Below are 26,595 nucleotides of genomic sequence, written 5' to 3'. Positions count from 1 at the left end.
GGCCCGTCCTAGAGACTATGAACCAGCTTGCCGGCGACATAAGTTGCAACCGCCCGGCCGCTCATTCTCGCATCTTCGAAGGGTGTATTCTTCGAGCGCGACAGAAGCATGTCTTTGGCGACAAGCCAAGGCTCGTCGAGATCGACAAGGGCGATATCGGCCTTGGCACCGGGCTTCAGCGTGCCGGCGGGGAGACCGAAGATTTGCGCCGGCCGCGTCGAGAGCGCATCGACGAGCCGCATCAGGCTCACTTGGCCGCTGTGATGGAGCCGGAGCGCAGCGGGAAGCAGCGTTTCGAGCCCGACGGCACCGTCTTCCGCCTCGCCGAACGGCAGGCGTTTCGTATCGACGTCCTGCGGATCATGCGAGGAAACGATAATGTCGATCGTGCCGTCGGCCAGCGCCTCGATCATGCCCGTGCGGTCGTCCTCGGAGCGCAGCGGCGGGTAGAGCTTGAAGAACGTGCGGTATTCGCCGATGTCGTTTTCGTTGAGCGCGAGATTGTTGATCGAGATGCCGCAGGTGACCTTGGCGCCGCGCGAGCGGGCGAGGCGGATCGCCTCTGCCGATTCCGGTACGGAGATCATCGCCGCATGATAGTGACTGCGCGTCAGCGTCGCGATGCGAAGGTCGCGCTCCAGCGGGATCAGCTCGGCTTCCTTCGGAATGCCTGATAGCCCGAGCCAGCTTGCAAACAGGCCTTCGTGCATGACGCCGTTCGCGCCGAGATATTTGTCGCGCGTCTCGCAGGAAATCACCGCGCCGAATTCGCGCGCATAGGTCATGATGCGACGCAGGACCTGGCTATCGTGGACACCGGAATGCGCGTCTGTGAAAACAACGGCCCCGGCTTCCCGCAGCAGGCCGATTTCCGTCATCTCCTCGCCGGCAAGACCCTTGGTGAGGGCTGCAGCCGGATAGACATTGACGACCGCCGTGTCGCGCGCCGTCTTCCTGACGAATTCGACCAAGGCGATATCATCGATAACCGGATCGGTGTCCGGCATCATGATGAAGGAAGTCACGCCGCCAGCCGCAGCCGCACGGCTTGCGGAGGCGATCGTTTCGCGATGCTCACCGCCAGGCTCGCCGACATGCACGCGCGCATCGACCAAGCCGGGAATAGCGACAAGTCCATTGCAATCGCGAACGGTCGCGCCTTTGGGAATGCCATGGTTCTTCGCATCCTTGCCCGACGCGACGATCACGCCGTCTTCGACGACAATCGTGCCGACCTCGTCGAGATCGCGGGAGGGGTCGATGATGCGGACGTTCTGGAGGACGATCGAATTGCTCATGCGTCCGCTCCCTCGCTGCGAGGTCCCTGGTTCTGCGAAACGAGCAGCGTCTCCATCACGGCCATGCGCACGGCGACGCCCATTTCCACCTGTTCGGCGATGACGCTTTGCGGACCGTCGGCCACTTCGGAAGCGATTTCGACCCCACGGTTCATCGGCCCGGGATGCATGACGAGCGCATCTTCCTTGGCAACCTTGAGGGTTTCGGCGTCGAGACCGTAGAAATGATAGTATTCGCGTACCGAAGGCACGAAAGCGCCGGACATGCGCTCGCGCTGCAGACGCAGCATCATGACAACGTCGGCATCCTTCAGCCCTTCCTTCATCGAATGGAAGACCTCGACGCCCATGTCAGCAATGCCGGCGGGCAGCAGCGTGGCGGGCGCGACGACCCGGACGCGGGCGCCCATGGCGTTCAGAAGCAGGATGTTGGAGCGCGCGACGCGCGAGTGCAGCACGTCGCCGCAGATCGCGACGATGATGCGCGAGAGCTTGCCCTTGGCGCGGCGGATCGTCAGCGCGTCGAGTAGGGCCTGGGTCGGATGCTCGTGCTGGCCGTCGCCGGCATTGACCACGGAGCAGGACACTTTCTGCGCCAGCAGCGCGGCGGCACCCGCGCTAGAATGGCGGATGACGAGCACATCGGGCCGCATGGCATTCAGCGTCATCGCCGTATCGATCAGCGTCTCGCCCTTTTTGACGGAGGAATTGCCGACCGACATGTTCATCACATCGGCGCCGAGCCGTTTGCCGGCCAGTTCGAAGGAGGATTGCGTGCGCGTCGACGCTTCGAAGAAGAGATTGATCTGCGTCAGCCCGCGAAGCGTAGACGTCTTTTTCTCGCGCTGGCGGCTGATCTTGACCGCCTCGTCGGCCTTGTCGAGAAGATAGGTGATATCCTGCTCGGTGAGACCCTTGATGCCGATGAGGTGGCGGTGGGGAAAGAAGACCATGAACCTGCCCTCTGGATTTCGTCAGGCGGTCTATAAAGAGGGAGCGCCCATGGGGCAAGCGGCGGTGTGCGCCGCGCCCGCTTGTTCCCCATGCAATTTCGCCCGAATCCCGCTACAGGACCTATGCCGGTGGGAGACGTAACTTCCGGTTTCCCTTGCAACCTTCTTGCTCTACAAGCGATTCATGACCCAACCGACCCGGACTGACGACCCCTTTGCCGACCTGAACCAGCCGAGCCTCTGGACCGGCATCAATGCCTATCGTTCCGATCCGCTGATCGTCGATCTCACGTCCGGCCTGCCGCGTTCGACGCGTGAAGAGCTGGAGCAGCACGGCCGGTTCGTCACGTCTCACGAGGCACAGGAACTGGCACGCATGGCGAACCAGGGCGCGCCGCAGCTGCGCACCCATGGTCCGCGCGGCGAGCGTCTGGATGTCGTCGAATTCCACCCGGCCTGGCATGCGCTGATGCGCCGCTCCATGGCGATGGGCCTGCATTCCTCCATCTGGGATGCGCAGGCCGATCCCGAGGCCAAGGGCCAGTCGCACAAGGTGCGTGCCGCCCGCTTCTATCTGACGGCTCAGCTCGAATGCGGTCATCTGTGCCCGCTGACGATGACCAGCGCCTCGGTGGCTGCCATGATGGCCTCGCCGGCGGTGCAGAAGGATTGGGCGCCGAAGATTCTCTCGCGCAAATACGATTCGTCCAACAAGCCCGCCATGCAGAAGAGCGCCGTCACCATCGGCATGGGCATGACGGAAAAGCAGGGCGGCACGGATGTGCGCGCCAACCGGACGAGCGCCGACAAGGTGAGCGAAGGCATCTACCGGCTTTCAGGCCATAAATGGTTCATGTCGGCGCCCATGAGCGATGCCTTCATCATGCTGGCCCAGACCAAGGACGGCATGGGCTGCTTCCTCGTGCCGCGGCTTTTGGAGGATGGCTCGGCCAACGGCCTGCACTTCCAGAGGTTGAAGGACAAGCTCGGCAACCGGTCGAATGCTTCCTCCGAAGTCGAATTTACCGATACGTTCGGCTTCCTGCTCGGAGGGCCGGATGCCGGCATTCGCACGATCCTCGACATGGTGACCCTGACGCGGCTCGATTGCGCGCTGGCCTCTGCCGGCATCATGCGCGCGTCGCTGGCCGAAGCCGTGCATCATGCGCGCGGACGCAGCGTTTTCGGCAAGATGCTGGTCAATCAGCCGATCATGACGCGCGTGCTCGCCGATATGGCGCTCGATGTCGCCGCCGCGACCGCGCTTGCCTTCCGCTTGGCCGAGGCCTTCGACAAGGCGAGCGGCAGCAGCGAAGAGGCGGCCTATGCCCGCGTCATGACTCCGGTCGCCAAATACTGGTGCTGCAAGATCGCCCCGGCGCTGATCTACGAGGCGATGGAGTGCATCGGCGGCAGCGGCTATATCGAGGAACGCCCGATCGCCCGCCATTACCGCGAAGCCCCCGTCAATGCGATTTGGGAAGGCTCCGGCAATGTCATGGCGCTTGATGTCCTGCGCGTATTGAACCGGGGCAGGGACCTGTTCGAGACCGTCTTTGCCGGCCTTGCCCGCGATCTCGGGCCAGCAGGCAAGAAGACCATCGAAGTCCTGCGCGCCGCCATGGCGCTTTGCGAGCAGGATGAGGGCGCTGCCCGCCTGCTGGTCGAGCAGATGGCGCTGGCAGCCGGTGCCGCCGAGCTTTATCGCCTCGGAGCCGGCAAGATCGCCGATGCCTTCATCGAAACCCGTCTCGCGGGCGGCTGGCGGGCGACCTACGGCATGCTCGATTCGCGTTTCGACGCCAGCTACATTGTCGACCTGCTTTATCCGCCGGCCACTTAGAATTCCCACTAGGTCTGGCGTCCGGGACCACGATATGTGGCTTGGTCAGTTTCTCTAATCTGTGGATTCGTGCGGTTTGACTGACCGCGGCCTGAAGGCTTTGTTGTTCAAGACGATCCGGCTTGTTATTCACCGCTCGGTGACAATTGGAGTCGAATCGATGGCCGTCGCAAACACTGCCGTTAAAATCCCCCTGGAAACGCCTGTCGTGGAAAAGCGCGTGCGCAATCGCGCCGCAACCGAGCAGGCGATCCTCGATGCCGCCAAGCGGCTTCTGGCGGAGGAGGGGTTCCAGAATTTCGGCATTAATGCGGTTGCCCGCGGCGCCGGCTGCGACAAGCAGCTGATCTACCGCTATTACGGCGGCCTCGATGGCCTCGTGGAAGCCATAGGCACCGATCTCGGCAGCTGGGTGAAGGATCGCATTCCCGATGATACCGGCGGCATGTTTCTTCTCACCTACGGCGACCTGATGGAGCGGCTCTCGCTCCTGTTTCTCGATGCGTTGCGCGCCGATCCGCTGATGCGCCGCATCGTCGCCTGGGAAGTCTCCGAAAGCAGCGAGCAGGTCCGCCGCCTGTCGGAGGCGCGCTCCAAGGCGCTCGCCGGCTGGATCGAGCGCATGCGCGGCTCGCTGGTGCCGCCCAAGGGCGTCGATGCCCAGGCCGTCAACGCCATGATCTTTGCCGCCATCCAGCACATCGTGCTGGCTTCAGCCGTCAGCGATCAATGCGCCGGTCTTGCCTTGAAAAACGGCAAGGATTGGGAGAAGGCGGCAACGGCTTTGAAGCGGATCGTGCGCGGCGTCTACGGCTGATGCAGGGGCTCAAGCGGGGGATATCCACAAGCCCGCTCCGTCGTTAACCTTAACAAATGGTTTACATTGCGCCACTGCGGTTAACTCGTCACTGTGAAAGGACGAATAGTTAACCATCAAGCGTGCAGCCATGGGGTTGAGATCCGCAAAATTAGTGTTTCTCGTCGCGGCGATGATGTTCTTCGCCGTGCTCGCACTAGATATAACGCTGCCCGCGATGGTGTTGAGCGCCATGGCGCTGTCGAACTGGCTCGTCCTTTCGGCTGGAACGACGCAATTTCAGCGTCGAAGGGGTACCGCATGAAGTGGTTGTTGATTTGCTGGGCAGGGCCGGTCTCGTTTCTAGGGGCATGGTATTATCTGTCGTACTACGACATGAGCTTTGGCATCTTCATGCTGACGCGGCAGATGCATGACCTGGTGTTCGATATCTACGGCAAGATCCTCGGCATCCCGCCGGAAACCATTCCGCCGCTGGTGGCGCGCGCCATCGCCTTCGACAGCGTGCTGGTCTTCGCGATCTTCGGCTTTCGCCGCCGCGCCGCGATCATGGAATGGTGGCGCGGCCGTCAGGCATCGAGATCGGGCAAGGTCACTCTTCCGAGCGCCGATAGCCTGTCCAAGGCTCCCTGAAGAATGAAGCTCGCCGCTGCCGAGTCGATACGCTCGGCGCGCTTGGCTCGCGAGACGTCCATTTCCAGAAGTGCCCGCTCGGCCGCCACGGTCGAAAGCCGCTCGTCCCAGAAAACGAAGGGCAGGGCGGTCTTTTCCGCCATGCCGCGCACGAAGGCGCGCGTCGCCTGTACACGCGGCCCCGAAGAGCCGTCCATGTTGACCGGTAGCCCTATGACGAAGGCCGCGACCTTTTCCTTGTCGGCGAAGGCGAGCAGCATCTCGGCATCCTGGGTGAACTTCACGCGTTTGATGACGGGGCGAGGCGTTGCAAAGCGCCGCCCGAGATCCGACATCGCAAGCCCGATCGTCTTCGTGCCCAGGTCGAGGCCGGCAATCGGCTGGCCGGGCAGGAGCGTCGCGGCTAGGTCTTCGATGGTCAGCGTCGTCATCAGGTCTCGCTCTCGTCAAAACAAATTGAAGCCAAAGCCGCTTTTCTTTGCTGCGGTTTGGGATATCTCCTAGAGCATTTCCAGCAAAAGCGCACAGCGGTTTTGCCTCCGGAGATGCGGAAGAACAAATGACAGGGCATTTCGATCGGAAATGCTCTGGACACCAGCCTTCCATTTCAAATCAAGTAATAAGGAGAAATCCAATGAAGATCACCTGGCTCGGCCATTCCGCTTTTCGCATCGAGACGGCCACGACAAAAATATTGATCGATCCTTTCCTGACCTACAATTCCTCCTTCGCCGCCGCCGGCCTCAACATCAAGGACGTTGCCGAAGGCGTGACCCATATCCTACTGACGCATGGACATGCAGACCACGTCGGCGACACGGTTCAGATCGCCAAGGATACCGGCGCCGTCGTTCTCGCCAATGCTGACCTCGCTTCCTGGCTCGGCACCAAGGGCGTCGAGAAGCTGGAAATGGGCAATACCGGCGGCACAGTCGGCCTCGGCGGTTTCTCGGCCACCTTCACCAATGCACTGCATTCCTCCGCCCAGATCACCGAGGACGGCGTTTCCCACGCGCTCGGCAATCCGAACGGCCTGATGCTGCATTTCGACGACGAGCCGACGCTGTTCCACATGGGCGATACGGATATCTTCTCGGATATGGCTCTCATCAACGAGCTGCATCAGCCCGATATCGGCATCCTGCCGATCGGCGACCGCTTCACCATGGGCGGTGCTGTTGCCGCGCTCGCCTGCCAGCGCTTCTTCAACTTCAAGACCGCCATTCCCTGCCACTACGGCACTTTCCCGATCATCGACCAGACCCCGGAAAAGTTCATCGCCGGCATGGAAGGTTCGAAGACCGCGGTTGCCGCGCCGAAGGTGGGCGAGAGCGTTTCCGCCTGACGATACCCGTTGCGTATGGCGGGCATGGCCTTTATAGCGATAGGAAAAATCCTATCCGGAGAATGCCATGTCCGTCGATCTCGCCACCGTCAAACGCGTCGCCCATCTTGCCCGCATCGCCGTCAATGAAGACGAAGCGCAGCGGATGATGGGCGAGCTGAACGGCATTCTGGGCTTCGTCGAGCAGCTCTCCGAAGTGAATGTCGACGGCGTCGAAGCCATGACCTCGGTGACGCCGATGGCAATGAAGAAGCGCACCGACGCGGTGACCGACGGCAACAAGGCCGCCGACATCGTCGCCAATGCACCGAATACCGATCAGAATTTCTTCCTGGTGCCCAAAGTCGTCGAATAGCGGCTCCCTTCAAGCCTTTTTCCGACCCGTTGCCCAATTCCAGATCTGAAGCGAAACAAAATGAGCGAACTGACCAGCCTGACCATTGCCGAAGCCCGCGACAAGCTGCGCGCCAAGCAGATTACAGCAACCGAATTGACCGAGGCCTATCTTTCGGCGATCGAGGCGGCCAATGCTCAGTTGAATGCCTATGTGAAGGTGACGCCGCAAAAGGCGCTTGCAATGGCCAAGGTGTCGGACACGCGCCTCGCGGAAGGCAAAGCCGGTGCGCTGGAAGGCATTCCGCTCGGCATCAAGGACCTGTTCGGCACGGAAGGCATCCACACCCAGGCCTGCAGCCACATTCTCGACGGCTTCAAGCCGCACTATGAATCGACAGTCACGCAGAACCTCTGGAACGACGGCGCCGTCATGTTGGGCAAGCTCAACATGGACGAGTTCGCCATGGGCTCCTCCAACGAGAGCTCCTATTACGGTCCGGTGATCAACCCCTGGCGTGCCGAGGGCTCGAACCAGCAGCTCGTTCCGGGCGGCTCATCCGGCGGTTCGGCTGCTGCCGTTGCCGCGCATCTCTGCGCCGGCGCAACCGCTACCGACACCGGTGGCTCCATCCGCCAGCCGGCCGCCTTCACTGGCACCGTCGGCATCAAGCCGACCTACGGCCGCTGCTCGCGCTGGGGTATCGTCGCCTTCGCCTCGTCGCTCGACCAGGCCGGCCCGATCGCCCGCGACGTGCGCGATGCCGCCATCCTCCTGAAGTCGATGGCAAGTGTCGATGCCAAGGACACGACCTCCGTCAACCTGCCGGTGCCGGATTACGAAGCCTCGCTCGGCCAGTCGCTGAAGGGCATGAAGATCGGCATCCCCAACGAATATCGCGTCGACGGCATGCCGGCAGAGATCGAGACGCTCTGGCAGCAGGGCATCGCCTGGCTGAAAGACGCCGGCGCCGAGATCGTCAACATCTCCCTGCCGCACACGAAATATGCGCTGCCGGCCTATTACATCGTGGCACCCGCCGAGGCGTCCTCGAACCTCGCCCGCTACGATGGCGTCCGCTACGGCCTGCGCATCGACGGCAAGGATATCGTCGACATGTATGAAAAGACGCGCGCTGCCGGCTTCGGCCAGGAAGTGAAGCGCCGCATCATGATCGGCACCTATGTGCTGTCGGCCGGCTACTACGACGCTTATTACCTTCGCGCCCAGAAGGTCCGCACGCTGATCAAGCGCGACTTCGAGCTTGCCTTCAACGCTGGCGTCGACGCCATCCTGACGCCCGCGACACCGTCCTCGGCCTTCGGCATCGCCGACGAGGACCTCGCTTCCGATCCGGTGAAGATGTACCTCAACGACATCTTCACGGTGACGGTCAACATGGCCGGCTTGCCCGGCATCGCCGTCCCCGCCGGCCTCGACCCGAAGGGCCTGCCGCTCGGCCTGCAGCTCATCGGCAAGCCGTTCGAAGAGGAGACCCTCTTCAAGACCGCCCACGTCATCGAACAGGCCGCCGGCAAGTTCACGCCGGCGAAGTGGTGGTAAGCAGCATCCTCTAAGATCTATGACTGCGCCGATCATGATATGGTCGGCGCGGTTTAATTTGCCGCTTAACTGAGCGGCGACGCGCTGGACGCAAGACTTAAAAATCCCAATATTCCGCCCAGTTGCCATCACATTTTGGACCGAAATACGATCATAAATTGCAGCGAGCCGCTTGGTCTCGTCCTCTGCAACCGAATCGGAAGGTCTCTTCATGCTCAAGCAAGTCTCGGCGATCCTGCTCCTCAGCGCGTCATGTCCAGCGATTGCGCTGGCGGCCGACAATGGGGCCATTCGATCCATTACCCTGTCCTCGGGTGGCCTGGCCGAGGTTTCCCGAGCAGCCGATGTCAATAGCGACGGCGTGATCCGGATCGAGGTTCCCCTTGATCAGGTCGACGATATCCTGAAGAGCCTTGTGGTCAACGGGTCCGCGGGCGCGGTGGCCGGCATGTCGCTGGCGGGGCCGCGGCCGTTGCAGGAAACGTTCAAGGGCCTGCCGTTCAGTCTGGAAGCGCTCTCATCCGTACCGTCGCTTCTGACATCGATGCAGGGCGCCAAAGTATCGGTAACCAGCGGTGGCAAGACCGTCGATGGAAACATCCTGGGAATCGAGACGAGGAAGGCCGACGAGAAAGCGACGGTTCATCTGCTGACTGTTATCGACAAGGATGGCGCCGTGGAGACGCTGGCGCTTGGCGAGGATGCGTCCGTCCGGCTTGACGATCCCGACATGAGAGCAAAGCTCGCCAAGGCGGCGGCAGCCATTGCCCGCGGCAAGAACGACCGCACGCGTGCCATCGACATCAAGGTGAACGGTGTAAAGAACAGCGGCGATGTCGGCCTGACCTATGTCGTCCCGTCTCCGATCTGGAAAACGGCCTATAAGGTCGTCATCGAGGGAAATGACAAGGCGCACTTGCAGGCATGGACAGTGCTGGAAAACGCCAGCGGCGAGGATTGGAAGGGCATCAAGCTGACGCTGACTTCGGCCGAGCCGGTGACGCTGAAACAGGGTCTGCACCAGCTTTATTGGAGAGAGCGGCAGGAGGTGCCGGTCAACACGGCGTCGAACAATGTCACTGATCCCGACAGCGGCGACCTGTCCAACAGGCGGCGTCTGCCGGAGGATGCCGAGCAGCGAGCCGCGCCCGCGCCTGCCAAGGCAATGATGGGCGGCGTCCGCAGAAAAGAATACGCGGCCGACGAGCTGGAAAGGCCTTTAGAGCCAATGCAAATTGCCGCGGCCAATCCCACCACCGCGACCGAAAGCGATATCTCTGCCACCTTCGAGCTTCCGGGGACTTACGATCTGGCCAATGGCGACACCTTGTCGGTGCCGATCATGGATGCGGAGGTGGAAGCCGACATGGTGGACATGTATCGGGCGGGCAGCACCCTTCGCAATCCCATCGCCGCCGTGATGCTCAAGAACACCACGGGGGTCAGCATGCCGGCGGGAATTCTGACGCTATATGATAGCAAGACCGGCTATATCGGCGATTCCCTGCTATCTGCCCTGCCCAAGGAGGACACCCGCCTTGCCAGTTTCGCAACCGATCGAAAGGTGTCGATCAGCGAGCAGCAGACGCCGACGGAGGAGATCGCCTCCCTGAAGGTTTCCGATGGCATGATGAATGCCGTCGTAAAATATCGTCAGGCAACGACATATACGGTTTCAGGCGCGCTTGACGGCGAAAGGACTGTCATCGTCGAGCACCCGATCAGGGATGGTTGGTCATTTTCGTCGGGCGAAAGCTTCGGCAAAACGGCAACGCACCAGCGGCTCAAGGCGGTTGTGCCGGCTGGCACGGAAAAGACATTGACCGCTGTCGATGAGCAGCTGCAGAGCAACAGCTATGCTCTGGTCGATGCAGAGCCGGACATGCTGCTTGGATGGTCGGCGTCGACACACGACAAGGCACTGACGGACAAGCTCGCAAACCTCGCGGAGGCGCGTAAGAAACAGGTCGCCTCCCAGAATGATCTCGCGAGCTTCGACAGCGAGATCGAGAAAATCACCAATGAACAACAGCGGATAAGACAGAATATCGGCGCCGTGCCTGAGAATAGCGATTTGAAGAAGCGCTATTTGAAGGATCTCGCGCATAGCGAAGATCAAATCGCTGCCGTCGGTGAAAAGCGCGCTGCGGTGCAAGAGGAAAGTGATCGGCTGGGCGATCAGGTGGCGGAACTCATCAGGACGTTCTAATCGCCGCGCACGTCTTCATCTCAACAGCATCAAATGGTGAGAGCCGCTCCGTGGGGCGGCTCTCGTGTTTAGCTTACCGATTGTTCAATTGCGCCCTCACCAGCCGCAATCCCTTTTCGCTGATGCGATAGGGATGGCCGTCGGTGGATTTGATGGCCTTTAGGCGCCTCAGTCGGCGGAAGAGCTCGAGGCCGAAATCAGGGTAGACCCAGCCGTCACGCGTAAAGCAATAAGCGGTCTCGATCTTCTTGTTGTCGCTGCGTTCGATTTCGATGCGGCCGCCCTGGGCGAGCAGGTGCAGGATGCGCTGTTCGGCGCGGGAAATGTCCATTGTTGTCAGAATCCGTATAGCGCCAAAGGGCGCACAAAAACGATCCGAGCCTTCCCTTGGGGAAGTCGGGGCTTCGTTTTTCAGGCCCGGCACGCAAGAAGACTTGCGAGCGGGGCCTTTACCGGGACTGACAAAAGTTAGACATGAAAACTCCGTTGATACACCTTTCTAAAGCAGGTTGCGCCCCGAGGTCAAGTTCAACTCAGCAGGCGTGTGCCGCCGTCGGCCATGCTGGCGAATCTCGCCGCTGGCAAAAGCTTTTGACTGATGCTTTACTGGTCCAAATGGCGGGGCCTGATGATCCATATTCGCAATGCCCGTGAAGGCGAAACCGAGGTGTTGGCAAGCATCGGCCTGCGCTCCTGGCAGCAGGCCATGGGCGCGATCGGCGGCACGGGCGAGCTGCTGGAAAGCGCAAGCGAGGCCTTCTCGAATTTCACCCGCAATCTCTGGCTGACGATCACCGTTATCGAGCTGAATGGGGAGGCGGTCGGCTGGGCCGCGCGCGAGGCGCTTGACGAGGCGATCTCCGATTTCTGGATCGATCCGGATTTCATTCGGCGAGGTCTCGGCTCCGCGCTCCTTGCGCGGATCGAAGAGGACGTGCGTGGGCAGGGGCTGGAAAAGGTTTCCCTGCAGAGCCACGCGGGGAATACGGATGCCATCGCCTTTTTCAGGGCGCGCGGCTATGCAATCCACTGGCTGTCGATCGTCTATTCCCCGAAGCTCGACAGCGACGTTCCCACGATCGGGCTTTCGAAATCGCTGGTCGAGGAAAGCCACGGCGCCTACGGACCGGGCATATAGCGCATCGCCATACGCCGAAAGCCTTGCGCCGCCTCGTCAATTGCTCTACCTCACCAAAGCAGAAAACAGCATTATACAAGAGCTTCCCATGACCATTGTCGACGTCCGTACGCCAGATCCGAAACGCTTCATTCCCGGTGCCACCGGCGATTGGGAAGTCGTTATCGGGATGGAAGTCCACGCCCAGGTGCTGAGCAAATCCAAGCTCTTCTCCGGTGCATCGACGGAGTTCGGCAAGCCGCAGAATTCCAATGTCTCACTGGTCGATGCCGCCATGCCCGGCATGCTGCCCGTGATCAACGAAGAATGCGTCAAGCAGGCTGTGCGCACCGGCCTTGGCCTGAAGGCGCAGATCAACAATCGTTCGATCTTCGACCGCAAGAACTATTTCTATCCCGACCTGCCGCAGGGCTATCAGATCTCGCAGTTCAAGGATCCGATCGTCGGTGAAGGCAAGATCGTCATTTCGCTTGGCCCGGATCGTCAGGGCCAGTTCGAGGATATCGAGATCGGCATCGAGCGCCTGCATCTGGAACAGGATGCCGGCAAGTCGATGCACGACCAGCACGCGACCATGTCTTATGTCGATCTCAACCGTTCCGGCGTTGCGCTGATGGAAATTGTCTCCAAGCCGGATATCCGCTCGTCCGACGAGGCGAAAGCCTATATGACGAAGCTGCGCTCGATCGTGCGCTACCTCGGCACCTGCGACGGCAACATGGACGAAGGCTCGATGCGCGCCGACGTCAACGTTTCGGTGCGCCGTCCGGGCGGTGAATTCGGCACGCGCTGCGAGATTAAGAACGTCAACTCCATCCGCTTCATCGGCCAGGCGATCGAATATGAAGCGCGCCGGCAGATCGGCATCCTTGAGGATGGCGGCACCATCGATCAGGAAACCCGCCTGTTCGATCCGAACAAGGGCGAGACGCGGTCGCTGCGCACGAAGGAAGATGCGCACGACTATCGCTATTTCCCCGATCCGGATCTGCTGCCGCTCGAATTCGACGATGCCTTCGTTGCCGAGCTTGCCGAGCATCTGCCTGAGCTGCCGGACGATAAGAAGGAACGTTTCGTCCGCGAACTCGGCCTCTCGATCTACGACGCTTCCGTGCTCGTCTCGGAAAAGGCCATCGCCGATTATTTCGAAGCGGTTGCCGCCGGCCGCGATGGCAAAATGGCTGCCAACTGGGTGATCAACGACCTCCTGGGCGCTCTGAACAGAATCGGCAAAGACATTGAAGAGACTCCGGTTTCGCCCGCCCAGCTCGGCGCGATCATCGACCTCATCAAGGCCGAAACCATTTCCGGCAAGATCGCCAAGGATCTGTTTGAAATCGTGCTCACCGAGGGCGGCGACCCCGCCGAGATCGTTGAAGCCCGTGGCATGAAGCAGGTCACCGATACCGGCGCCATCGAAAAGGCTGTCGACGAGATCATAGCCGCCAACCCGGATCAGGTTGCCAAGGTCAAGGCCAAGCCGACGCTCGCCGGCTGGTTCGTCGGCCAGGTGATGAAGTCGACGGGCGGCAAGGCGAACCCACAGGCGGTGCAGGCGCTGGTCAAGGCCAAGCTCGGCATCGAAGAGGAATAATCGGTGTTCTTCGTTCGCACCGCCAGCGAGCAGGACCTGGAAAAGGTCCGCGCTCTGCTCGGCGAGACTTGGCATGCGACCTATGACCGGATCTACGGGCCGGAAAAGGTCAGCGAGCTGCACGCCTCCTGGCATTCACCGGCTGCGCTGAAGGCGCGGCTGGCGAACAAGAACTCGGAATTCCTGGTGGCCGACGACGGCAAGACAATCGGCGGCATGGGCTATGCCGCCATGTCCAAAGAAATGACCAAGACCGTCATGCTCCACATGCTCTATGTCAGCCCCAGCCATCAGCGAGAGGGCATCGGCCGCGATATCTTCGCCGAACTGGAGACCTGTTTCCCGGATGCGGAGATCATGCGCCTGGAGGTCGAACCGCAAAACGAGCCCGCGATCGCCTTCTACAAGGCCCACGGCTTTGTCGAGGTCGGCCGCACGGAAAATTGCGGCAACGGCCAGTCGGCCATTCCGGCGCTGATATTCGAGAAGCCGCTGACGGGTCATTGAGAGAATAGACGAGATCGTTCATGGAAGACGCCCGCCTGGTGATCCGCGAAGCGGAAGAATCCGACCTTCCTTCCCTGATCGGCCTTTTCGCCGCCGACACCATGGGCGGCCACGGCGATACGACCGACCCTTCCGCTTATGACGATTATCTCCGCGCCTTTCGTGCTATCGCGATATCGCCGGATCAGACGCTGTATGTCGCCGAACTCGCCGGCGAGGTGGCCGGGACGTTTCAGACAATGATCACGACGACGCTGACCGGGCGGGGGTCGTCCGCGATGATCATCGAGGCGGTCCAGACGCGTGCGGATCTACGCGGGCAGGGGATCGGGGCGGCGATGATCGATTTCTGCATCGGCGAGGCAAGAGCCCGCGGCATGCGGATGGTGCAACTGACCTCCAATGCGGTGCGCAAGGACGCGCATCGCTTCTATGAGAGATTGGGTTTCAAGCCGACACATCTGGGCTTCAAGATGACATTGAAATGAGGCCGTTTGCCTGCTGGAATCACTGGACAAGCCAGTCCGGTGGCGGCATAAGCAAACTATCGAATTCTGGTATCGCTCGCCGCTTAGCGGGTATCGAGGAAAAGACATGTGGAATTTCATCGTACAGACATTTACCTGGTGGAACGGTCAGACCATGGGCACGCGCTTCGCGACCTGGCGGTTTGGCAAGCGTGTCGGCGAGGATGAATTCGGCAACGTCTATTACGAAGGCGGCATGTCCTCCTACGGCCTCCCGAAGCGCTGGGTGATCTACAAGGGCTATGCCGAAGCTTCGGCCATTCCTCCGGGCTGGCACGGCTGGATGCATCATCGTACCGATGTTGCCCCTTCCAAGGAAAACTACGTCGCCAAGGACTGGCAGAAAGAACATCGCGCCAACCCGACCGGCTCGCCGCAGGCTTACCGTCCGCCGGGTTCTCTGGCCGTTGCCGGCGAGCGTCCGCGCGTGACCGGCGACTACGACGCCTGGACCCCGGGCAACTGAGCGGACCGGGTAACCGAGTGGCCGGCTCGTCCTTTGGCCACAATTAGGCTTTAGGCGCGACATATGCTGGCTCATGCTCGGCGTCTTGACCGAGACCAAGCGGAGATTGGCGGATATGACGTTTTTCACGCGGAGCGCTTCTTTGCGTGCAGTGACTGTAGCGGGCGCAGCTCTCTTCATCGGCATCATGACAGCCCCCACCGCCGAGGCGGCCCGCATCGCCAATCCCGTCGCCGTTTTCTCCGGCCTCGACAAAATCACCGGCCGCATCACCACCTTCGATGTCTATATCAATGAGACCGTACAGTTCGGCGCGCTGCAGGTGACGCCCCGGGCCTGCTATTCGCGAGACGAAACCGAGCAGCAGAAGGTAGACGGTTTCGTCGAGGTGGACGAAATAACCCTCGACCGTCGCATCCGCCGCATCTTCACCGGCTGGATGTTTGCCGACAGTCCCGGCCTCAACGCCGTTGAGCATCCGATCTATGACGTCTGGCTGAAAGAGTGCAAGCAGAAGTCGGACCTTCCGCCGCCGGACACCGCCGGCACGAAATAATCGCCTTCAAGACATACGCCGCAGAATTGTACAGCCCGCAGAAGCCTTGCTCCTGCGGGCATAATTTTAGCGTCGTTCCGTATTGGTCGCCGCTTCGCCCATCGCTTGACGATCGGCGACTTCGGACAGGTCGAGGCTGATCCTCATCCCGCCTTTGGGCCTGTGGCGAAGAAAATCGCTGCGACCCGGATCAGCTTTCAATTTACCTCCGTCTCGGAGAGCTTCGAGCCGCGAACGCGAAATTGCCAGCTCCGATGCAAGCAGCCGATCGAGGCGGAGGTTCACCGGGAATTCGGCTGCTGTCTCGATGCCCAGCCCAGTCCAGTCGCTTGCGGCACGTATCATCTCCTTCCGAATAATGACATCCGGCGGTTCTTCGATGCGCTTGGCCCTTCGCTTTAGCCCGTCGAGGTCGAATTCCTGTGCTCGCACCCAATCCGGATCGCTGCGCTGCAGCGCCTCGAGAGTGGAGGGAGTGAGATCGTGAACGGTCCGGCGCTCGAAGAGCGTTCGGTTCCAGGTCTTCTCGCAATCGATGCATTTGTAGACGAGCCAGGCATCGAGTCTCTTGCCATTGGCATTGAGCCTGACCTTGCCGCTCGATCTGAAGGGTCTAGGAGATCCGCAGCCGCTGCAGGCGATCCATGGCTGAGGCGAAATTCGAGGTGAAATGGTCCAACGGACCTGAAGAATATTGCACATACCGTCTTGGTCTTCCGTCTGGAAGTCCACCAAGCTGGCGGTGAGACAGCCCGTCAGGGCACGGTATGGCGATGTTGCGGGACGGCTGAAGAGCTGAGACAGCAGTGGCTGCGTAGGGCGCGTTTTGACAATGCCAAACCGGTCTCAGGCCATCACCCGATGGACATGAACATGCATCGGACGGCGTTATGCCGCCCCGATGCAGTGGGTGATTTGGATGAGACCGGTATTTACGATGGCAAAGTGGAACCTCTATGCACCAACGCTCTTCGCTAGGAGGGATAGCAAATAACGACCAGAGTTTGAAGTCCGAAAGCTTGAGGCAAGGATTGCTTCAGGTGTCCGTCTTTCCCTTGCGGCGAAACACACTTAGAATCTTGCGGCCCGCCGCGACCACGCCTCCCAGGACGACAATCAACCCCTTCTTCAGTGCGAGAAGGGCGATCCCGAAACTCTTGAAGAAGCCGAGGACGATTGCCAGAAAGCCGAGCTTTGCAGCGATCTTGACGCCAGCACCGGCGGCGATCATTCCCGCCATGCTGTAGGCGGCGATCTTGTCGCCGTTGACGAAGTCGGCATAGCGTTTGCCGCTGTCGTACTGCACCGTGTTGATGACGCTCGGAATGGCGGCGTTGATCTCCTGCAACTGATCGAGCCCGGCGACGAAATCGAGTTCGGTGACACCCTCGCGTCCGAGCACGCGCACCGAATAATTCAGCGTATGGTCTGCCTGCTGATCCTTGCCGAAGATCAGATCGCGAGCCCAATGCAGGGCATGGGTCGCCTTGTCGTAGTGCGGTGGCTCAGCCCAGCCGACAAGCTTGATCGGATCGTAGCCCTGCTGCTCGCGCTCCGGATTCGCCTCGTTGATCGCATCCTGGATTTGCTTCAGCACCTCGTTGTAATCCGTCGAGGCGGCATCGTCGTCGGAGACGTGGCCGCTATTGTCATAGTCCATGACTGCGCCCCATGAATGTGGGTCGGTCGGCGGATATTTTGCGGGAAAGATCATGCCGAGCGTGGTGCCGGCGGCACTCTCTGGATTACCCCAGAGCTTCACCAACACCGTTCTCGCATCGTCCGGAGTGAGATAGTAGAACTGATCCGAAACATTCAGCGTCGCATTTGCCGCCGAAAGCGTGATCGCTCCTTGCTTGAAATCGAGTTGTTTCAGCACTGCGCCTTCCGGCCCGGTCGGCGGTTCGGCACCGAACATATCGTGAAAGGATTTGGCGTCGGCCTGTGTTGCAGCTGCCAATGCGGCGATAAAAACGATTGCAAGGTGATTCTTCAATATACTACCCCCGGCTGTCGAGTTGACCTTAGGGCATTCTTGATTAGAATCAATGCGATTAGAGCGTGATGCCGAAAAGTGTAGGCGGTTTTCGAACGGCATCACGCTCTACTTCTTTGATCCTAGAGCGGATTCAGATTTTAGGTCGAACAGACCTAAAATCGTCCGGCTCTAGTGAAAATATCAGCCGTTCGAGAAGCTCAGATTGGGTGATTCCATCGCCTTTTCCAGCATCGTGGCATAGGCGTCCTTCGGGACGTCGATGGCGCCGAATGTCTTCAGGTGCTCGGTGGTGAACTGCGTGTCGAGCAGGGTGAAGCCGCGTTCGCGCAGGCGCTCCACCAGGTAGACGAGGCAGATCTTGGAAGCGTCCGTGCGGCGGGAAAACATGCTTTCCCCGAAGAAGGCGGAGCCCAGCGAAACGCCGTAAAGACCGCCGACCAGCTGATCGCCTTCCCAGGCCTCCACGGAATGGGCATGGCCGATCTGGTGCAGGGTGGAATAGAGCGAGCGGATCGTCTCGTTGATCCAGGTGCTCGGGCGGCCGCTGGTCTGTTCGGCGCACGCCGCGATAACACCCTCGAAATCCATGTCGAAGCTGATAGCGAAGGGATTTTGACGGATCTTCTTGGCGAGGCTCTTGGAGACGTGAAACGTATCCAGAGGGATGATGCCCCGCAATTCCGGCTCGACCCAGAAGATTTCCGGATCGTCAGCCGATTCCGCCATCGGGAATAGCCCGATGGAATAGGCGCGCAGCAAGATCTCCGGGGTAACACCGGGACGTTTGCCGCGCGCTCCGGGCATGGCTCAAGCCGAGGTCTTGGCCAGGTAGTCTTCCAGCCAATGGATATCGTAATCGCCATTGGCGATATCCTGGTTGGAAACCAGATCCTGGAACAGCGGCAGAGTGGTCTTGATGCCATCGACGACGAATTCGTCGAGTGCGCGGCGCAGACGCATCATGCATTCGACGCGGGTCCGACCGTGCACGATCAGCTTGCCGATCAGGCTGTCGTAATAAGGCGGGATCCGGTAGCCCTGATAAGCGCCGGAATCGATACGGACGCCAAGGCCGCCGGGCGCATGGAAATGCGTGATCGTGCCGGGCGAGGGGACGAAAGTGCGTGCGTCTTCGGCATTGATGCGGCATTCGATGGCATGGCCATGGAAATGCACTTCATCCTGCGTCACCGAGAGACCGCCGCCGGAGGCGACGCGGATCTGCTCGTGCACGAGGTCGATGCCGGTGATGGCTTCCGTCACCGGATGCTCCACCTGCAGGCGGGTGTTCATTTCGATGAAATAAAACTCGCCGTTCTCGTAGAGAAACTCGATGGTGCCGGCGCCGCGATACTTCAGCTTCTTCATCGCGTCGGCGCAGATCTTGCCGATCTTCATGCGCTGTTCGACGTTGAGTGCCGGAGAATTGGCTTCCTCCCAGACCTTCTGGTGGCGGCGCTGCAGCGAGCAGTCACGCTCGCCGAGATGCACGGCATTGCCTTCGCCATCGCCGAATACCTGGATTTCGATGTGGCGCGGCTTGCCGAGATACTTTTCCATATAGACGGATTCATTGCCGAAGGCGGCTGCGGCCTCCGTGCGTGCCGTCGACCAGGCCTCGATCAGGTCGTCTTCCGTGCGGGCAACCTTCATGCCGCGGCCGCCGCCGCCGGCGGTTGCCTTGATGAGAACCGGATAGCCGATCTCGCGCGCCGTCGTCAGCGCTTCCGCCTCGGTCTTCACTTCGCCATCGGAACCCGGAACGACGGGAATGCCGAGCTGCTGCGCCGTGGTCTTGGCGGTGATCTTGTCGCCCATCAGGCGGATATGTTCCGCCGTCGGACCGATGAAGGTGATGCCATGCGCCTCGAGAATATCGGCGAACTTGGCATTTTCCGAGAGAAACCCGTAGCCTGGATGCACGGCGTCCGCGCCGGTGATCTCGCAGGCGGCGACGATCTGATGGATATTGAGATAGCTTTCTCGCGACGGCGGCGGGCCGATGCAAACGCTCTCATCCGCAAGCCGTACATGCATCGCATCCGCATCGGCGGTGGAATGCACCGCAACGCTCGCGATGCCGAGTTCCTTGCAGGCGCGCAGCACACGCAGGGCGATCTCTCCGCGATTGGCTATGAGAATCTTCGAAATCATGGGCATGGCGCTTACTCGATGACGACCAGGGCTTCGCCGTACTCGACCGGCCGTCCATCCTGAACGAGGATTTCGGTTACCGTACCGGACTTTGGCGCGGGAATCTGGTTCATCGTCTTCATGGCTTCGATGATCAGCAGGGTCTGGCCTTCCTTGATGGTCGAGCCGACCTGAATGAAGGCAGCCGAGCCCGGCGCCGGCGCCAGGTAAGCAGTGCCGACCATCGGTGCGCTGACGACGTTATCGGGATTGCGGGTCTTGCCTGCGGGTGCTGCAGCGGCCGGGGCGGCGGCTGCAGCAGCCGGAGCGGCAAAAGCGGCCTGGCCGGCGATCGGCGCCTGAACATATTGCATCGTGCCGGCGCGCGACACGCGGATACGCAGATCTTCCTGCTCGACTTCGATCTCGGTCAGATCCGTGTCGTTGAGAATGTTGGCGAGATCGCGAATCAGCGCCTGGTCGATACCCGATTTCTTTTCAGCCATAGGATTTCTTGCCCTGTATTTTTGTTATTGGGTGATGGATTTAAGCGCATGAAGCGCCAGGATGTAGCCATAAGGTCCGAAACCGCAGATCATGCCCTTTGCAGCGGGCGCGATCATCGATTTGTGCCGGAATTCTTCGCGTGCGTGGATGTTGGAGATATGCACCTCCACCACGGGAATGGAAATGGCGCGGATCGCATCGTGTAGCGCGATCGAAGTGTGACCATAGGCGCCGGGATTGATCGCGATGCCAACGGCCTTGTCGTCGGCTTCGTGCATCCAGTCGACCAGCACGCCTTCGTGATTGCTCTGGCGGAAATCGACAACGAAGCCCAGGCTTTCGCCCGCGGACTTGCAGTCGGCTTCGATATCCTTCAGCGTCTTGCCGCCATAGATGCCCGGCTCGCGCTTGCCCAAGGCATTCAAATTGGGTCCGTTGAGGACAAAAATAGTTTGCGCCATCAGATGTTCCGTCAAAGTGCAGCGCAACCTATAGACTCCCGAGGCCCTGTAGGAAAGCCCCGGAGCGAAGGTTGCATGTCTCTAGGTGTGGAAACGCCGCGATTTTGGCATTTTTGCGCCGCGCGGGGACGCGGCACCGTTTCGAAGCCGTCAAAATGCGGGTGGGCTATCTGCTTTCCCGTTGTAAGACCGGCGCTTACACCGATCAGCAGCTGGTTTTGCCGCAGCTGCGGACATTGGCGATCTTCTGCTTGATGGCGTCGAGGCCGATCGCGCCGGAAATCATCTCGTTGCCGATCACATAGGCGGGCGTGCCTGTGACGTTGAGATCCGAAGCAAGCTGGTAGGTCGCCTTGATCATGTCGGTGTTCGGTGCCTTTGCCATTTCGGCACGGATGGCGGATTCGCTGACGCCGAGCGAAGTGGCGACCTCGATGGCGGTATCTTCGGAGGCGCGGCCGTCGCTGCCCAGCAGCTTGCGGTGGAACTGCTCGTATTTTTCAGGCGCAAGCTCGCGAAAAGCGCTGGAGACGCGGGAAGCGGCAACCGAATCCTGACCGAGGATCGGGAATTCCTTCAACACGAAGCGCACGTCCTTGTCCTGCTTCAGCAGCGTGTCCATGTCGCCGAGCGCATGCCGGCAGTAGGTGCAATTATAGTCGAAGAATTCCACGACGGTGATGCTGCCCTTCGGATTGCCGATGGCCACATCGTCCTTGGAATTGAAGATCGCGTCCTTGTTCTGGGTGATCACCTGGGACGACTGCGCAACGCGGGCGTCGTCCTGCTTCTTTTCGAGCGCTGCCTGCGCATCCAGCAGCACCTCCGGATGCTCGACGAGATATTCCTTGATGAAATCCCCGATTTCCTTCTTCTGCTGGTCATCCAGCGCGGCGGCCGGCTGGATTGTGGCGAAGGACGCTGTCAGGGCAATCGCCGAAACCGTCAGCAGGCTTTTGAGAGAAAAGGTCATTGGGTCCTCGTTTGGATCTGAGCGGAGACGTCATTCTCGGATGCGCCATAGCATCGTCGGGTTAACATCCGCAAACATGCATCGACAATTTACGGTGCGTCCTTATTTCCAGAAACAGGAATTTTCACGACAAAGCCGCAATCGCAGGATTGTGAACGAGCCGATATTGCGGCAAATGTCGCATGCCGATCCGATCCAAGAGAGAATTGACCTTGTTTTCCCTATCCAAGCGCAGCGATGTCGAACCCTTCCACGCCATGGATGTGCTGGCGGAGGCGACGCGACGCCGCCAGGCCGGGCACCCGGTCATTTCCATGGCGGTCGGGCAACCCTCGCATCCCGCGCCGCAGGCGGCATTGGAGGCAGCGCGCGCGGCCCTTGGCCATGGCCGCATCGGCTATACGGATGCGCTGGGAACACTTGCCGTGCGGCGGGCACTTTCCGCTCACTATCAGGCACGCCATGGCTTGAGCATCGATCCCAAGCGGATTGCCGTCACCACCGGCTCGTCGGCCGGCTTCAATCTCGCCTTCCTGACCTTATTCGATGCCGGCGACAGCCTGGCTATCGCCCGGCCAGGCTATCCGGCCTATCGCAATATCCTCGCAGCGCTCGGCCTCGATGTCATCGAAGTGCCGGTCACCGAGGAAACGCGGTTCACATTGACGCCTGAGAGCTTGGAGGCCGCACAGGCAGCCAGTGGCAAACGGCTGAAGGGCGTGCTGTTGGCGAGCCCCGCTAATCCCACCGGCACGGTGACGGGCAGGGCGGCGCTGAAGGCGCTTGCCGACTATTGCGCCGACCGTTCCATCGCCTTCATCTCTGACGAGATCTATCACGGGCTGACCTTCGTCGGCGAGGAGACGAGTGCGCTGGAGCTGACCGACGAGGCGATCGTCATCAATTCCTTCTCGAAATATTATTGCATGACCGGCTGGCGTATCGGCTGGATGGTCTTGCCGGAGCGGCTGGTGCGGCCCATCGAGCGCGTGGCTCAGAGCCTTTATATCTCCGCGCCTGAACTGTCGCAGATCGCCGCCGAGGCCGCCCTCGGCGCGGGCGCCGAACTCGATATCTATCGCGAAAGCTATGGCCGCAACCGTGATTTCCTGATGCGCCGACTGCCTGAGATCGGCTTTCGCATCGCCTCGCCGATGGATGGTGCCTTCTACGCCTACGTCGACGTCAGCCGCTTCACCAATGACAGCATGGCCTTTGCCCGTAAGATGCTGGCGGAAATCAACGTCGCCGCCACGCCCGGCCTCGATTTCGATCCCGTGGAAGGACATCGCGCAATGCGGTTCTCCTATGCCGGCTCGAATGCCGAAATCGAGGAAGCCACAGAACGTATGGCCGCCTGGCTGAAATAATTTAGGAAATCAATGAATTGCAGGAGCTTGCGGATGTACTTTCGCATATCGCGGAGCCGCGCGCATGCCTGGCTGGAGTATGTTAATCGGCTTGCGGAAATAGAAAATCCGGCTGTGTCGCCACGGCCGGATTTTCGTCGGTTCATTCTAAATCGGTCTTCTTAAAAGAATCCCCGGCGCTGCCACCAGCCAGCCTTCTTCGGCTTGGTCGGCTCACCTTCGCCGTCACCGCCTTCATTGGGGCGGTTGGAGGTTACCACCGGCGCCGACGAGGAAACATTGGATTCGCGGTTGGCGCGTGCCGGTTTGGCCGCATCCTCGATTGTTTCGGGTGCCGCAACATTGTCGAGAGCTTCGGCAATCTCGGCAGCCACTTCGGGTTCGCCCTCGGTCGCGAATGCTTCCTCGACAACAGGCGCCTCGACCGGCGATGCATCGGCAGCCTTTGCCTTCCGGCGGCCGCGGCCCTTGGCAGGCTTCACATCTTCGGTGACGATGGCGGCCGTTTCCACAGCTGCCATGGCCGGCTGGCCCTCGACAGCGGCTTCGCCTTCGGCAACGGCAATCTCCGCTACAGTTGCCTCTTCTTCGCGATCAGCGTCGTCGCCCGCATCGGCCTCGAAGGCCTCACCGGCTTCGGATTCGCTGCCTTCGTCCTGTTCGCCACCCTGGTTTTCGCGGTTGCGACGGCCGCCGCGCTTGCCGCGCCGGCGGCGCTTGCGCTTCTGCTGTGCGTCGTCTTCATCGCCGGCGGATGCGGCGCTCTCGTCGCCGGCATCGCCCTCATCCTCGTCGCCCTCTTCACCGTCTGCGTCCTCGGCAGCATCGGCCGCGGAGATATCATCGGAAGCCGGTGCTGCCTGGCCGTCATTGCCACGGCCACGACGGCGGCGGCGGCGCTTGCGTTTGCGGCCGCTTTCACTGCTTTCGGAGCGGGCAGGCTGCTGCTCGGTGCTCGCAGCCTTTTCTTCGAGTTCTTCTTCTTCGTCCTCATCTGCCTCGATGACGATATCGTCGTCATCATCGTCAGGGATAGCCGCGAAGTTGAACAGGCTTTCGATCTTCACCGGATTGGCGACAGGCTCGCCGCGGTCGATCGCGAAATGCTGCGTGCCGACCGCGTTGTCGGCGTCGATGACGATCGCGACACCGAAGCGGGCTTCATAGTCGATGATCGTCTGGCGCTTGTGATTGAGCAGGTAGAGCGCGATATCAGGCGTCGTGCGCACGGTGATGTCGTGCGTCGTGTTCTTGAGCAGGTATTCCTCGATGCCGCGCAGGACATGCAGCGCGACGGAGGATTGCGAGCGCACGTGGCCGGTACCGCCGCAATGCGAGCAGATCTGCGTCGTGCTTTCCAGAACCGAGGCGCGGATGCGCTGGCGCGACATTTCCAGAAGGCCGAAATGCGAGATGCGGCCGACCTGAATGCGGGCGCGATCGTTCTTCAGGCATTCCTTCAGCTTCTTCTCGACGGCGCGGTTGTTGCGCTTTTCTTCCATGTCGATGAAGTCGATGACGATCAGGCCGGCAAGATCGCGCAGGCGGAGCTGGCGGGCCACTTCATCGGCAGCCTCGAGGTTCGTCTGAAGCGCGGTGTCCTCGATCGAATGTTCGCGGGTCGAACGGCCGGAGTTGACGTCGATCGAAACCAGCGCTTCCGTCTGATTCATGATCAGGTAGCCGCCGGATTTCAGCGTCACCTGCGGCTGCAGCATGCGGTCGAGCTGCGCCTCGATGCCCGAGCGCGAGAAGATCGGATGGATGTCGCGATAAGGTTGAACTACCTTGGCATGGCTCGGCATCAGCATCTTCATGAAGTCTTTCGCTTCACGATAGCCTTCTTCGCCGGAGACGATGACTTCGCTGATATCCTTGTTGTAGAGGTCGCGGATGGAGCGCTTGATCAGGCTGCCTTCTTCATAGACCAGGCAGGGAGCGGTCGATGCGAGCGTCAGCGTGCGGACGTTTTCCCACAGGCGCATCAGATATTCGAAGTCGCGCTTGACCTCGACCTTGGTGCGGTTGGCACCGGCGGTGCGCAGGATGACGCCCATGCCCTGCGGCACTTCGAGCAGCTTGGCGATTTCCTTCAGGCGTTTGCGGTCCTGCGGATTGGTGATCTTACGGGAGATGCCGCCGCCGCGCGCCGTATTCGGCATCAGAACCGAGTAGCGGCCTGCGAGCGAGAGATAGGTGGTAAGGGCCGCGCCCTTGTTGCCGCGCTCTTCCTTGGCAACCTGCACCAGCAGGATCTGCCGGCGCTTGATGACTTCCTGGATGCGATACTGCTTGCGCGGCCTGCGCTGGGTACGGTCGGGAACTTCTTCCATCGCATCTTCGGCGCCGACGGATTCGATCACTTCCTCTTCATGGTCGTGATCGTCATCGTCGTCGTCATCATGGCGACGCTTGGAGGAGCGGACGTCTTCGGAGATCGAATCGGTTTCGACCATGGCGGCCATTTCGCCCGACGGACCGTCCTCGTCCTCGCTCGGCGCATCGATGGCTGCCGTCGCTTCCGGGGCGGCTGCCTCTTCGGCGGCCGCCTCCGCTACCACCTTCTTGCGGCTGCGGCGCGGCTTCGCCTTCTTGGCTGGAGCTGTTTCCTCGGCGGGTGCCGCTGCCTCAGGGGAAGAGGCCTCTTCCGCGATCGCGGCCGGCACTTCGGCTTCTTCGCTTCCCTTGGGAAGGATGCCGATATCGGGCTGTTCCTGCTGCGAAAGGTCGAGCGCGGTTTCCACGTGCTCGACGTCATCGTCACGGCGATGCTCTTCGGCCTCGGCCTTCAGAAGCGCCTGACGATCGGCGAGGGGGATCTGATAGTAGTCGGGATGGATTTCGGCAAAGGCCAGGAAACCGTGCCGGTTGCCGCCGTAATCCACGAAAGCGGCCTGGAGCGAAGGTTCGACCCTCGTCACTTTTGCGAGATAGATGTTGCCGCGGATTTGCTTCTTGTGCTGAGACTCGAAGTCAAATTCTTCTATGCGGTTCCCGCGAACGACAACGACGCGCGTCTCTTCCTCGTGAGACGCGTCGATAAGCATTTTGTCTGCCATGAAAGCTGTGCTCCTCGGCGCCGGCAACCGGATGGGGGCCTGCCTGTCACTGGGACAAGCCGGACACGGTCCGCCGTTGCTGCACCGGATAATGAAAGTCGCAAGTGGTTCGGAGATGACAGCATCCAGACGGCAGCCGGGGCATCAGTTCCCTGGGGTCTGTTGACTTTCTTGAAAAGCTGCTGCGGTAGCATCCGTAACCAAGCGAGATCGACTATGCCTTAGACCCAAATGGGTCCGATGAATGTGCTCTCTAAAGAGCGTTTGGTGGCTCTCCACCGATGAATTTCCCGTCTGAAACCGGAAATTC

At 60.6% G+C, this 26,595-nt stretch carries 27 protein-coding genes; 14 read left to right on the top strand and 13 right to left on the bottom strand.

All coding sequences use genetic code 11. From position 1 onward, the window contains the following. Positions 1-8: 8 nt before the first annotated feature. Positions 9-1,298, bottom strand: a complete 1,290-nt coding sequence (locus tag HGP12_RS29045; RefSeq protein ID WP_168842699.1) for a dihydroorotase — start codon at positions 1,296-1,298, stop codon at positions 9-11. Continuing rightward, the gene (locus tag HGP12_RS29040) at positions 1,295-2,251 is read right to left on the bottom strand and encodes an aspartate carbamoyltransferase catalytic subunit (protein WP_168842700.1); all 957 of its coding nucleotides are present in this window, start codon (positions 2,249-2,251) and stop codon (positions 1,295-1,297) included. Before HGP12_RS29040 ends, HGP12_RS29045 begins: the two co-directional genes overlap by 4 nt. Before the next feature lie 184 nt (positions 2,252-2,435). Between HGP12_RS29040 and HGP12_RS29035 the strand changes: the two genes are divergently transcribed. Both HGP12_RS29035 and HGP12_RS29030 read left to right on the top strand, forming a co-directional pair. After that, complete coding sequence (locus HGP12_RS29035; protein WP_168842701.1) at positions 2,436-4,094, top strand: acyl-CoA dehydrogenase family protein; 1,659 nt, start codon at positions 2,436-2,438, stop codon at positions 4,092-4,094. 160 nt (positions 4,095-4,254) lie between these two features. Beyond that, positions 4,255-4,911, top strand: a complete 657-nt coding sequence (locus HGP12_RS29030; protein ID WP_168842702.1) for a TetR/AcrR family transcriptional regulator — start codon at positions 4,255-4,257, stop codon at positions 4,909-4,911. 9 nt (positions 4,912-4,920) lie between these two features. On the opposite strand, the gene HGP12_RS29025 is transcribed toward HGP12_RS29030, so the two are convergent. Beyond that, positions 4,921-5,145 (bottom strand): hypothetical protein, encoded by a 225-nt coding sequence (locus HGP12_RS29025; RefSeq protein WP_168879984.1) that lies wholly within the window; start codon positions 5,143-5,145, stop codon positions 4,921-4,923. 66 nt (positions 5,146-5,211) lie between these two features. On the opposite strand from HGP12_RS29025, the gene HGP12_RS29020 reads away from it, so the two are divergent. Next, positions 5,212-5,544, top strand: coding sequence for a DUF6105 family protein (locus tag HGP12_RS29020; protein WP_168842703.1), 333 nt, complete (start codon positions 5,212-5,214; stop codon positions 5,542-5,544). On the opposite strand, the gene ruvX is transcribed toward HGP12_RS29020, so the two are convergent. After that, entirely contained in the window at positions 5,481-5,975 is a 495-nt protein-coding gene (gene ruvX / locus HGP12_RS29015) for a Holliday junction resolvase RuvX (protein WP_168842704.1), read from the bottom strand. The genes HGP12_RS29020 and ruvX overlap by 64 nt on opposite strands. Positions 5,976-6,178: 203 nt before the next feature. Between ruvX and HGP12_RS29010 the strand changes: the two genes are divergently transcribed. From HGP12_RS29010 to HGP12_RS28995, 4 genes are all read left to right on the top strand, one after another. Beyond that, a complete protein-coding gene (locus tag HGP12_RS29010; RefSeq protein WP_168842705.1) occupies positions 6,179-6,889 on the top strand; it encodes a metal-dependent hydrolase in 711 nt (236 codons plus the stop codon). A 67-nt stretch (positions 6,890-6,956) separates the two neighbouring features. Next, positions 6,957-7,244: an Asp-tRNA(Asn)/Glu-tRNA(Gln) amidotransferase subunit GatC gene (gene gatC / locus HGP12_RS29005; RefSeq protein ID WP_168842706.1), complete on the top strand. Its 288-nt coding sequence runs from the start codon at positions 6,957-6,959 to the stop codon at positions 7,242-7,244. Positions 7,245-7,304: 60 nt separating this feature from the next. Continuing rightward, complete coding sequence (gatA, locus tag HGP12_RS29000; protein WP_168842707.1) at positions 7,305-8,786, top strand: Asp-tRNA(Asn)/Glu-tRNA(Gln) amidotransferase subunit GatA; 1,482 nt, start codon at positions 7,305-7,307, stop codon at positions 8,784-8,786. 211 nt (positions 8,787-8,997) lie between these two features. Beyond that, positions 8,998-10,995: a DUF4139 domain-containing protein gene (locus HGP12_RS28995; RefSeq protein ID WP_168842708.1), complete on the top strand. Its 1,998-nt coding sequence runs from the start codon at positions 8,998-9,000 to the stop codon at positions 10,993-10,995. 73 nt (positions 10,996-11,068) lie between these two features. Here HGP12_RS28995 and HGP12_RS28990 read toward each other — a convergent pair whose 3' ends face one another. Next, positions 11,069-11,326, bottom strand: a complete 258-nt coding sequence (locus HGP12_RS28990; RefSeq protein WP_168842709.1) for a YjhX family toxin — start codon at positions 11,324-11,326, stop codon at positions 11,069-11,071. Positions 11,327-11,623: 297 nt separating this feature from the next. Here HGP12_RS28990 and HGP12_RS28985 point away from each other — a divergent pair, with 297 nt between their 5' ends. The 6 genes from HGP12_RS28985 to HGP12_RS28960 all read left to right on the top strand — a co-directional run bounded on the left by HGP12_RS28985 (position 11,624) and on the right by HGP12_RS28960 (position 15,783). Then, positions 11,624-12,133: a GNAT family N-acetyltransferase gene (locus HGP12_RS28985; protein WP_168842710.1), complete on the top strand. Its 510-nt coding sequence runs from the start codon at positions 11,624-11,626 to the stop codon at positions 12,131-12,133. 88 nt (positions 12,134-12,221) lie between these two features. Beyond that, positions 12,222-13,727: an Asp-tRNA(Asn)/Glu-tRNA(Gln) amidotransferase subunit GatB gene (gatB, locus tag HGP12_RS28980; RefSeq protein WP_168842711.1), complete on the top strand. Its 1,506-nt coding sequence runs from the start codon at positions 12,222-12,224 to the stop codon at positions 13,725-13,727. 3 nt (positions 13,728-13,730) lie between these two features. After that, positions 13,731-14,234: a GNAT family N-acetyltransferase gene (locus HGP12_RS28975; protein ID WP_168842712.1), complete on the top strand. Its 504-nt coding sequence runs from the start codon at positions 13,731-13,733 to the stop codon at positions 14,232-14,234. 20 nt (positions 14,235-14,254) lie between these two features. Next, the gene (locus tag HGP12_RS28970; RefSeq protein ID WP_168842713.1) at positions 14,255-14,722 is read left to right on the top strand and encodes a GNAT family N-acetyltransferase; all 468 of its coding nucleotides are present in this window, start codon (positions 14,255-14,257) and stop codon (positions 14,720-14,722) included. Positions 14,723-14,828: 106 nt separating this feature from the next. Next, entirely contained in the window at positions 14,829-15,227 is a 399-nt protein-coding gene (locus tag HGP12_RS28965) for an NADH:ubiquinone oxidoreductase subunit NDUFA12 (RefSeq protein ID WP_168842714.1), read from the top strand. A gap of 115 nt (positions 15,228-15,342) precedes the next feature. After that, positions 15,343-15,783 carry a DUF2155 domain-containing protein gene (locus tag HGP12_RS28960; RefSeq protein ID WP_168842715.1) on the top strand — a complete coding sequence of 147 codons (441 nt, stop codon included), beginning with the start codon at positions 15,343-15,345 and terminating at the stop codon, positions 15,781-15,783. A 66-nt stretch (positions 15,784-15,849) separates the two neighbouring features. Here the strand turns inward: HGP12_RS28960 and HGP12_RS28955 are convergent, their stop codons facing one another. The 7 genes from HGP12_RS28955 to HGP12_RS28925 form a co-directional block, all read right to left on the bottom strand. Further along, on the bottom strand, positions 15,850-16,485 hold the full coding sequence (locus tag HGP12_RS28955; protein ID WP_168842716.1) for a DUF1062 domain-containing protein: 636 nt from the start codon (positions 16,483-16,485) through the stop codon (positions 15,850-15,852). Positions 16,486-16,819: 334 nt separating this feature from the next. Further along, the gene (locus HGP12_RS28950; protein WP_246703576.1) at positions 16,820-17,779 is read right to left on the bottom strand and encodes a DUF2167 domain-containing protein; all 960 of its coding nucleotides are present in this window, start codon (positions 17,777-17,779) and stop codon (positions 16,820-16,822) included. A 183-nt stretch (positions 17,780-17,962) separates the two neighbouring features. Next, positions 17,963-18,586 (bottom strand): leucyl/phenylalanyl-tRNA--protein transferase, encoded by a 624-nt coding sequence (aat, locus tag HGP12_RS28945; RefSeq protein ID WP_168842717.1) that lies wholly within the window; start codon positions 18,584-18,586, stop codon positions 17,963-17,965. A 3-nt stretch (positions 18,587-18,589) separates the two neighbouring features. Next, on the bottom strand, positions 18,590-19,942 hold the full coding sequence (gene accC, locus HGP12_RS28940; protein ID WP_205926694.1) for an acetyl-CoA carboxylase biotin carboxylase subunit: 1,353 nt from the start codon (positions 19,940-19,942) through the stop codon (positions 18,590-18,592). A gap of 5 nt (positions 19,943-19,947) precedes the next feature. Further along, positions 19,948-20,421, bottom strand: coding sequence for an acetyl-CoA carboxylase biotin carboxyl carrier protein (gene accB, locus HGP12_RS28935; RefSeq protein WP_168842718.1), 474 nt, complete (start codon positions 20,419-20,421; stop codon positions 19,948-19,950). A 24-nt stretch (positions 20,422-20,445) separates the two neighbouring features. Continuing rightward, complete coding sequence (gene aroQ / locus HGP12_RS28930; RefSeq protein ID WP_168842719.1) at positions 20,446-20,883, bottom strand: type II 3-dehydroquinate dehydratase; 438 nt, start codon at positions 20,881-20,883, stop codon at positions 20,446-20,448. 205 nt (positions 20,884-21,088) lie between these two features. After that, on the bottom strand, positions 21,089-21,856 hold the full coding sequence (locus HGP12_RS28925; RefSeq protein ID WP_168842720.1) for a DsbA family protein: 768 nt from the start codon (positions 21,854-21,856) through the stop codon (positions 21,089-21,091). Between the two features lie 212 nt (positions 21,857-22,068). Between HGP12_RS28925 and HGP12_RS28920 the strand changes: the two genes are divergently transcribed. Continuing rightward, the gene (locus HGP12_RS28920) at positions 22,069-23,226 is read left to right on the top strand and encodes a pyridoxal phosphate-dependent aminotransferase (RefSeq protein ID WP_168842721.1); all 1,158 of its coding nucleotides are present in this window, start codon (positions 22,069-22,071) and stop codon (positions 23,224-23,226) included. 161 nt (positions 23,227-23,387) lie between these two features. Here HGP12_RS28920 and HGP12_RS28915 read toward each other — a convergent pair whose 3' ends face one another. Continuing rightward, positions 23,388-26,285: a ribonuclease E/G gene (locus HGP12_RS28915; RefSeq protein ID WP_168842722.1), complete on the bottom strand. Its 2,898-nt coding sequence runs from the start codon at positions 26,283-26,285 to the stop codon at positions 23,388-23,390. Positions 26,286-26,595 lie beyond the last annotated feature (310 nt).

Origin of the sequence: Rhizobium sp. P28RR-XV, assembly GCF_012641385.1 — a bacterium.
Classification (GTDB): Bacteria; Pseudomonadota; Alphaproteobacteria; order Rhizobiales; family Rhizobiaceae; genus Rhizobium.
The sequence above is the reverse complement of the archived record's forward strand: the minus strand, read 5'-3'. Positions and strand labels throughout refer to the sequence as shown.

Excerpts from the sequence above, each read along its gene's own strand:
- HGP12_RS28960 (WP_168842715.1), top strand. The coding sequence starts at position 15,343 with ATGACGTTTTTCACGCGGAGCGCTTCTTTGCGTGCAGTGACTGTAGCG.
- accC (WP_205926694.1), bottom strand. The coding sequence starts at position 19,942 with ATGCCCATGATTTCGAAGATTCTCATAGCCAATCGCGGAGAGATCGCC.
- ruvX (WP_168842704.1), bottom strand. The coding sequence starts at position 5,975 with ATGACGACGCTGACCATCGAAGACCTAGCCGCGACGCTCCTGCCCGGC.
- HGP12_RS28995 (WP_168842708.1), top strand. The coding sequence starts at position 8,998 with ATGCTCAAGCAAGTCTCGGCGATCCTGCTCCTCAGCGCGTCATGTCCA.
- gatC (WP_168842706.1), top strand. The coding sequence starts at position 6,957 with ATGTCCGTCGATCTCGCCACCGTCAAACGCGTCGCCCATCTTGCCCGC.
- aat (WP_168842717.1), bottom strand. The coding sequence starts at position 18,586 with ATGCCCGGAGCGCGCGGCAAACGTCCCGGTGTTACCCCGGAGATCTTG.
- HGP12_RS28985 (WP_168842710.1), top strand. The coding sequence starts at position 11,624 with ATGATCCATATTCGCAATGCCCGTGAAGGCGAAACCGAGGTGTTGGCA.
- accB (WP_168842718.1), bottom strand. The coding sequence starts at position 20,421 with ATGGCTGAAAAGAAATCGGGTATCGACCAGGCGCTGATTCGCGATCTC.
- HGP12_RS28955 (WP_168842716.1), bottom strand. The coding sequence starts at position 16,485 with ATGTGCAATATTCTTCAGGTCCGTTGGACCATTTCACCTCGAATTTCG.
- HGP12_RS28970 (WP_168842713.1), top strand. The coding sequence starts at position 14,255 with ATGGAAGACGCCCGCCTGGTGATCCGCGAAGCGGAAGAATCCGACCTT.
- HGP12_RS29045 (WP_168842699.1), bottom strand. The coding sequence starts at position 1,298 with ATGAGCAATTCGATCGTCCTCCAGAACGTCCGCATCATCGACCCCTCC.
- HGP12_RS28925 (WP_168842720.1), bottom strand. The coding sequence starts at position 21,856 with ATGACCTTTTCTCTCAAAAGCCTGCTGACGGTTTCGGCGATTGCCCTG.
- HGP12_RS28990 (WP_168842709.1), bottom strand. The coding sequence starts at position 11,326 with ATGGACATTTCCCGCGCCGAACAGCGCATCCTGCACCTGCTCGCCCAG.
- HGP12_RS28915 (WP_168842722.1), bottom strand. The coding sequence starts at position 26,285 with ATGGCAGACAAAATGCTTATCGACGCGTCTCACGAGGAAGAGACGCGC.
- HGP12_RS29010 (WP_168842705.1), top strand. The coding sequence starts at position 6,179 with ATGAAGATCACCTGGCTCGGCCATTCCGCTTTTCGCATCGAGACGGCC.
- HGP12_RS29040 (WP_168842700.1), bottom strand. The coding sequence starts at position 2,251 with ATGGTCTTCTTTCCCCACCGCCACCTCATCGGCATCAAGGGTCTCACC.
- HGP12_RS29035 (WP_168842701.1), top strand. The coding sequence starts at position 2,436 with ATGACCCAACCGACCCGGACTGACGACCCCTTTGCCGACCTGAACCAG.
- HGP12_RS28965 (WP_168842714.1), top strand. The coding sequence starts at position 14,829 with ATGTGGAATTTCATCGTACAGACATTTACCTGGTGGAACGGTCAGACC.
- HGP12_RS29020 (WP_168842703.1), top strand. The coding sequence starts at position 5,212 with ATGAAGTGGTTGTTGATTTGCTGGGCAGGGCCGGTCTCGTTTCTAGGG.
- gatB (WP_168842711.1), top strand. The coding sequence starts at position 12,222 with ATGACCATTGTCGACGTCCGTACGCCAGATCCGAAACGCTTCATTCCC.
- HGP12_RS29030 (WP_168842702.1), top strand. The coding sequence starts at position 4,255 with ATGGCCGTCGCAAACACTGCCGTTAAAATCCCCCTGGAAACGCCTGTC.
- aroQ (WP_168842719.1), bottom strand. The coding sequence starts at position 20,883 with ATGGCGCAAACTATTTTTGTCCTCAACGGACCCAATTTGAATGCCTTG.
- gatA (WP_168842707.1), top strand. The coding sequence starts at position 7,305 with ATGAGCGAACTGACCAGCCTGACCATTGCCGAAGCCCGCGACAAGCTG.
- HGP12_RS29025 (WP_168879984.1), bottom strand. The coding sequence starts at position 5,145 with ATGGCGCTCAACACCATCGCGGGCAGCGTTATATCTAGTGCGAGCACG.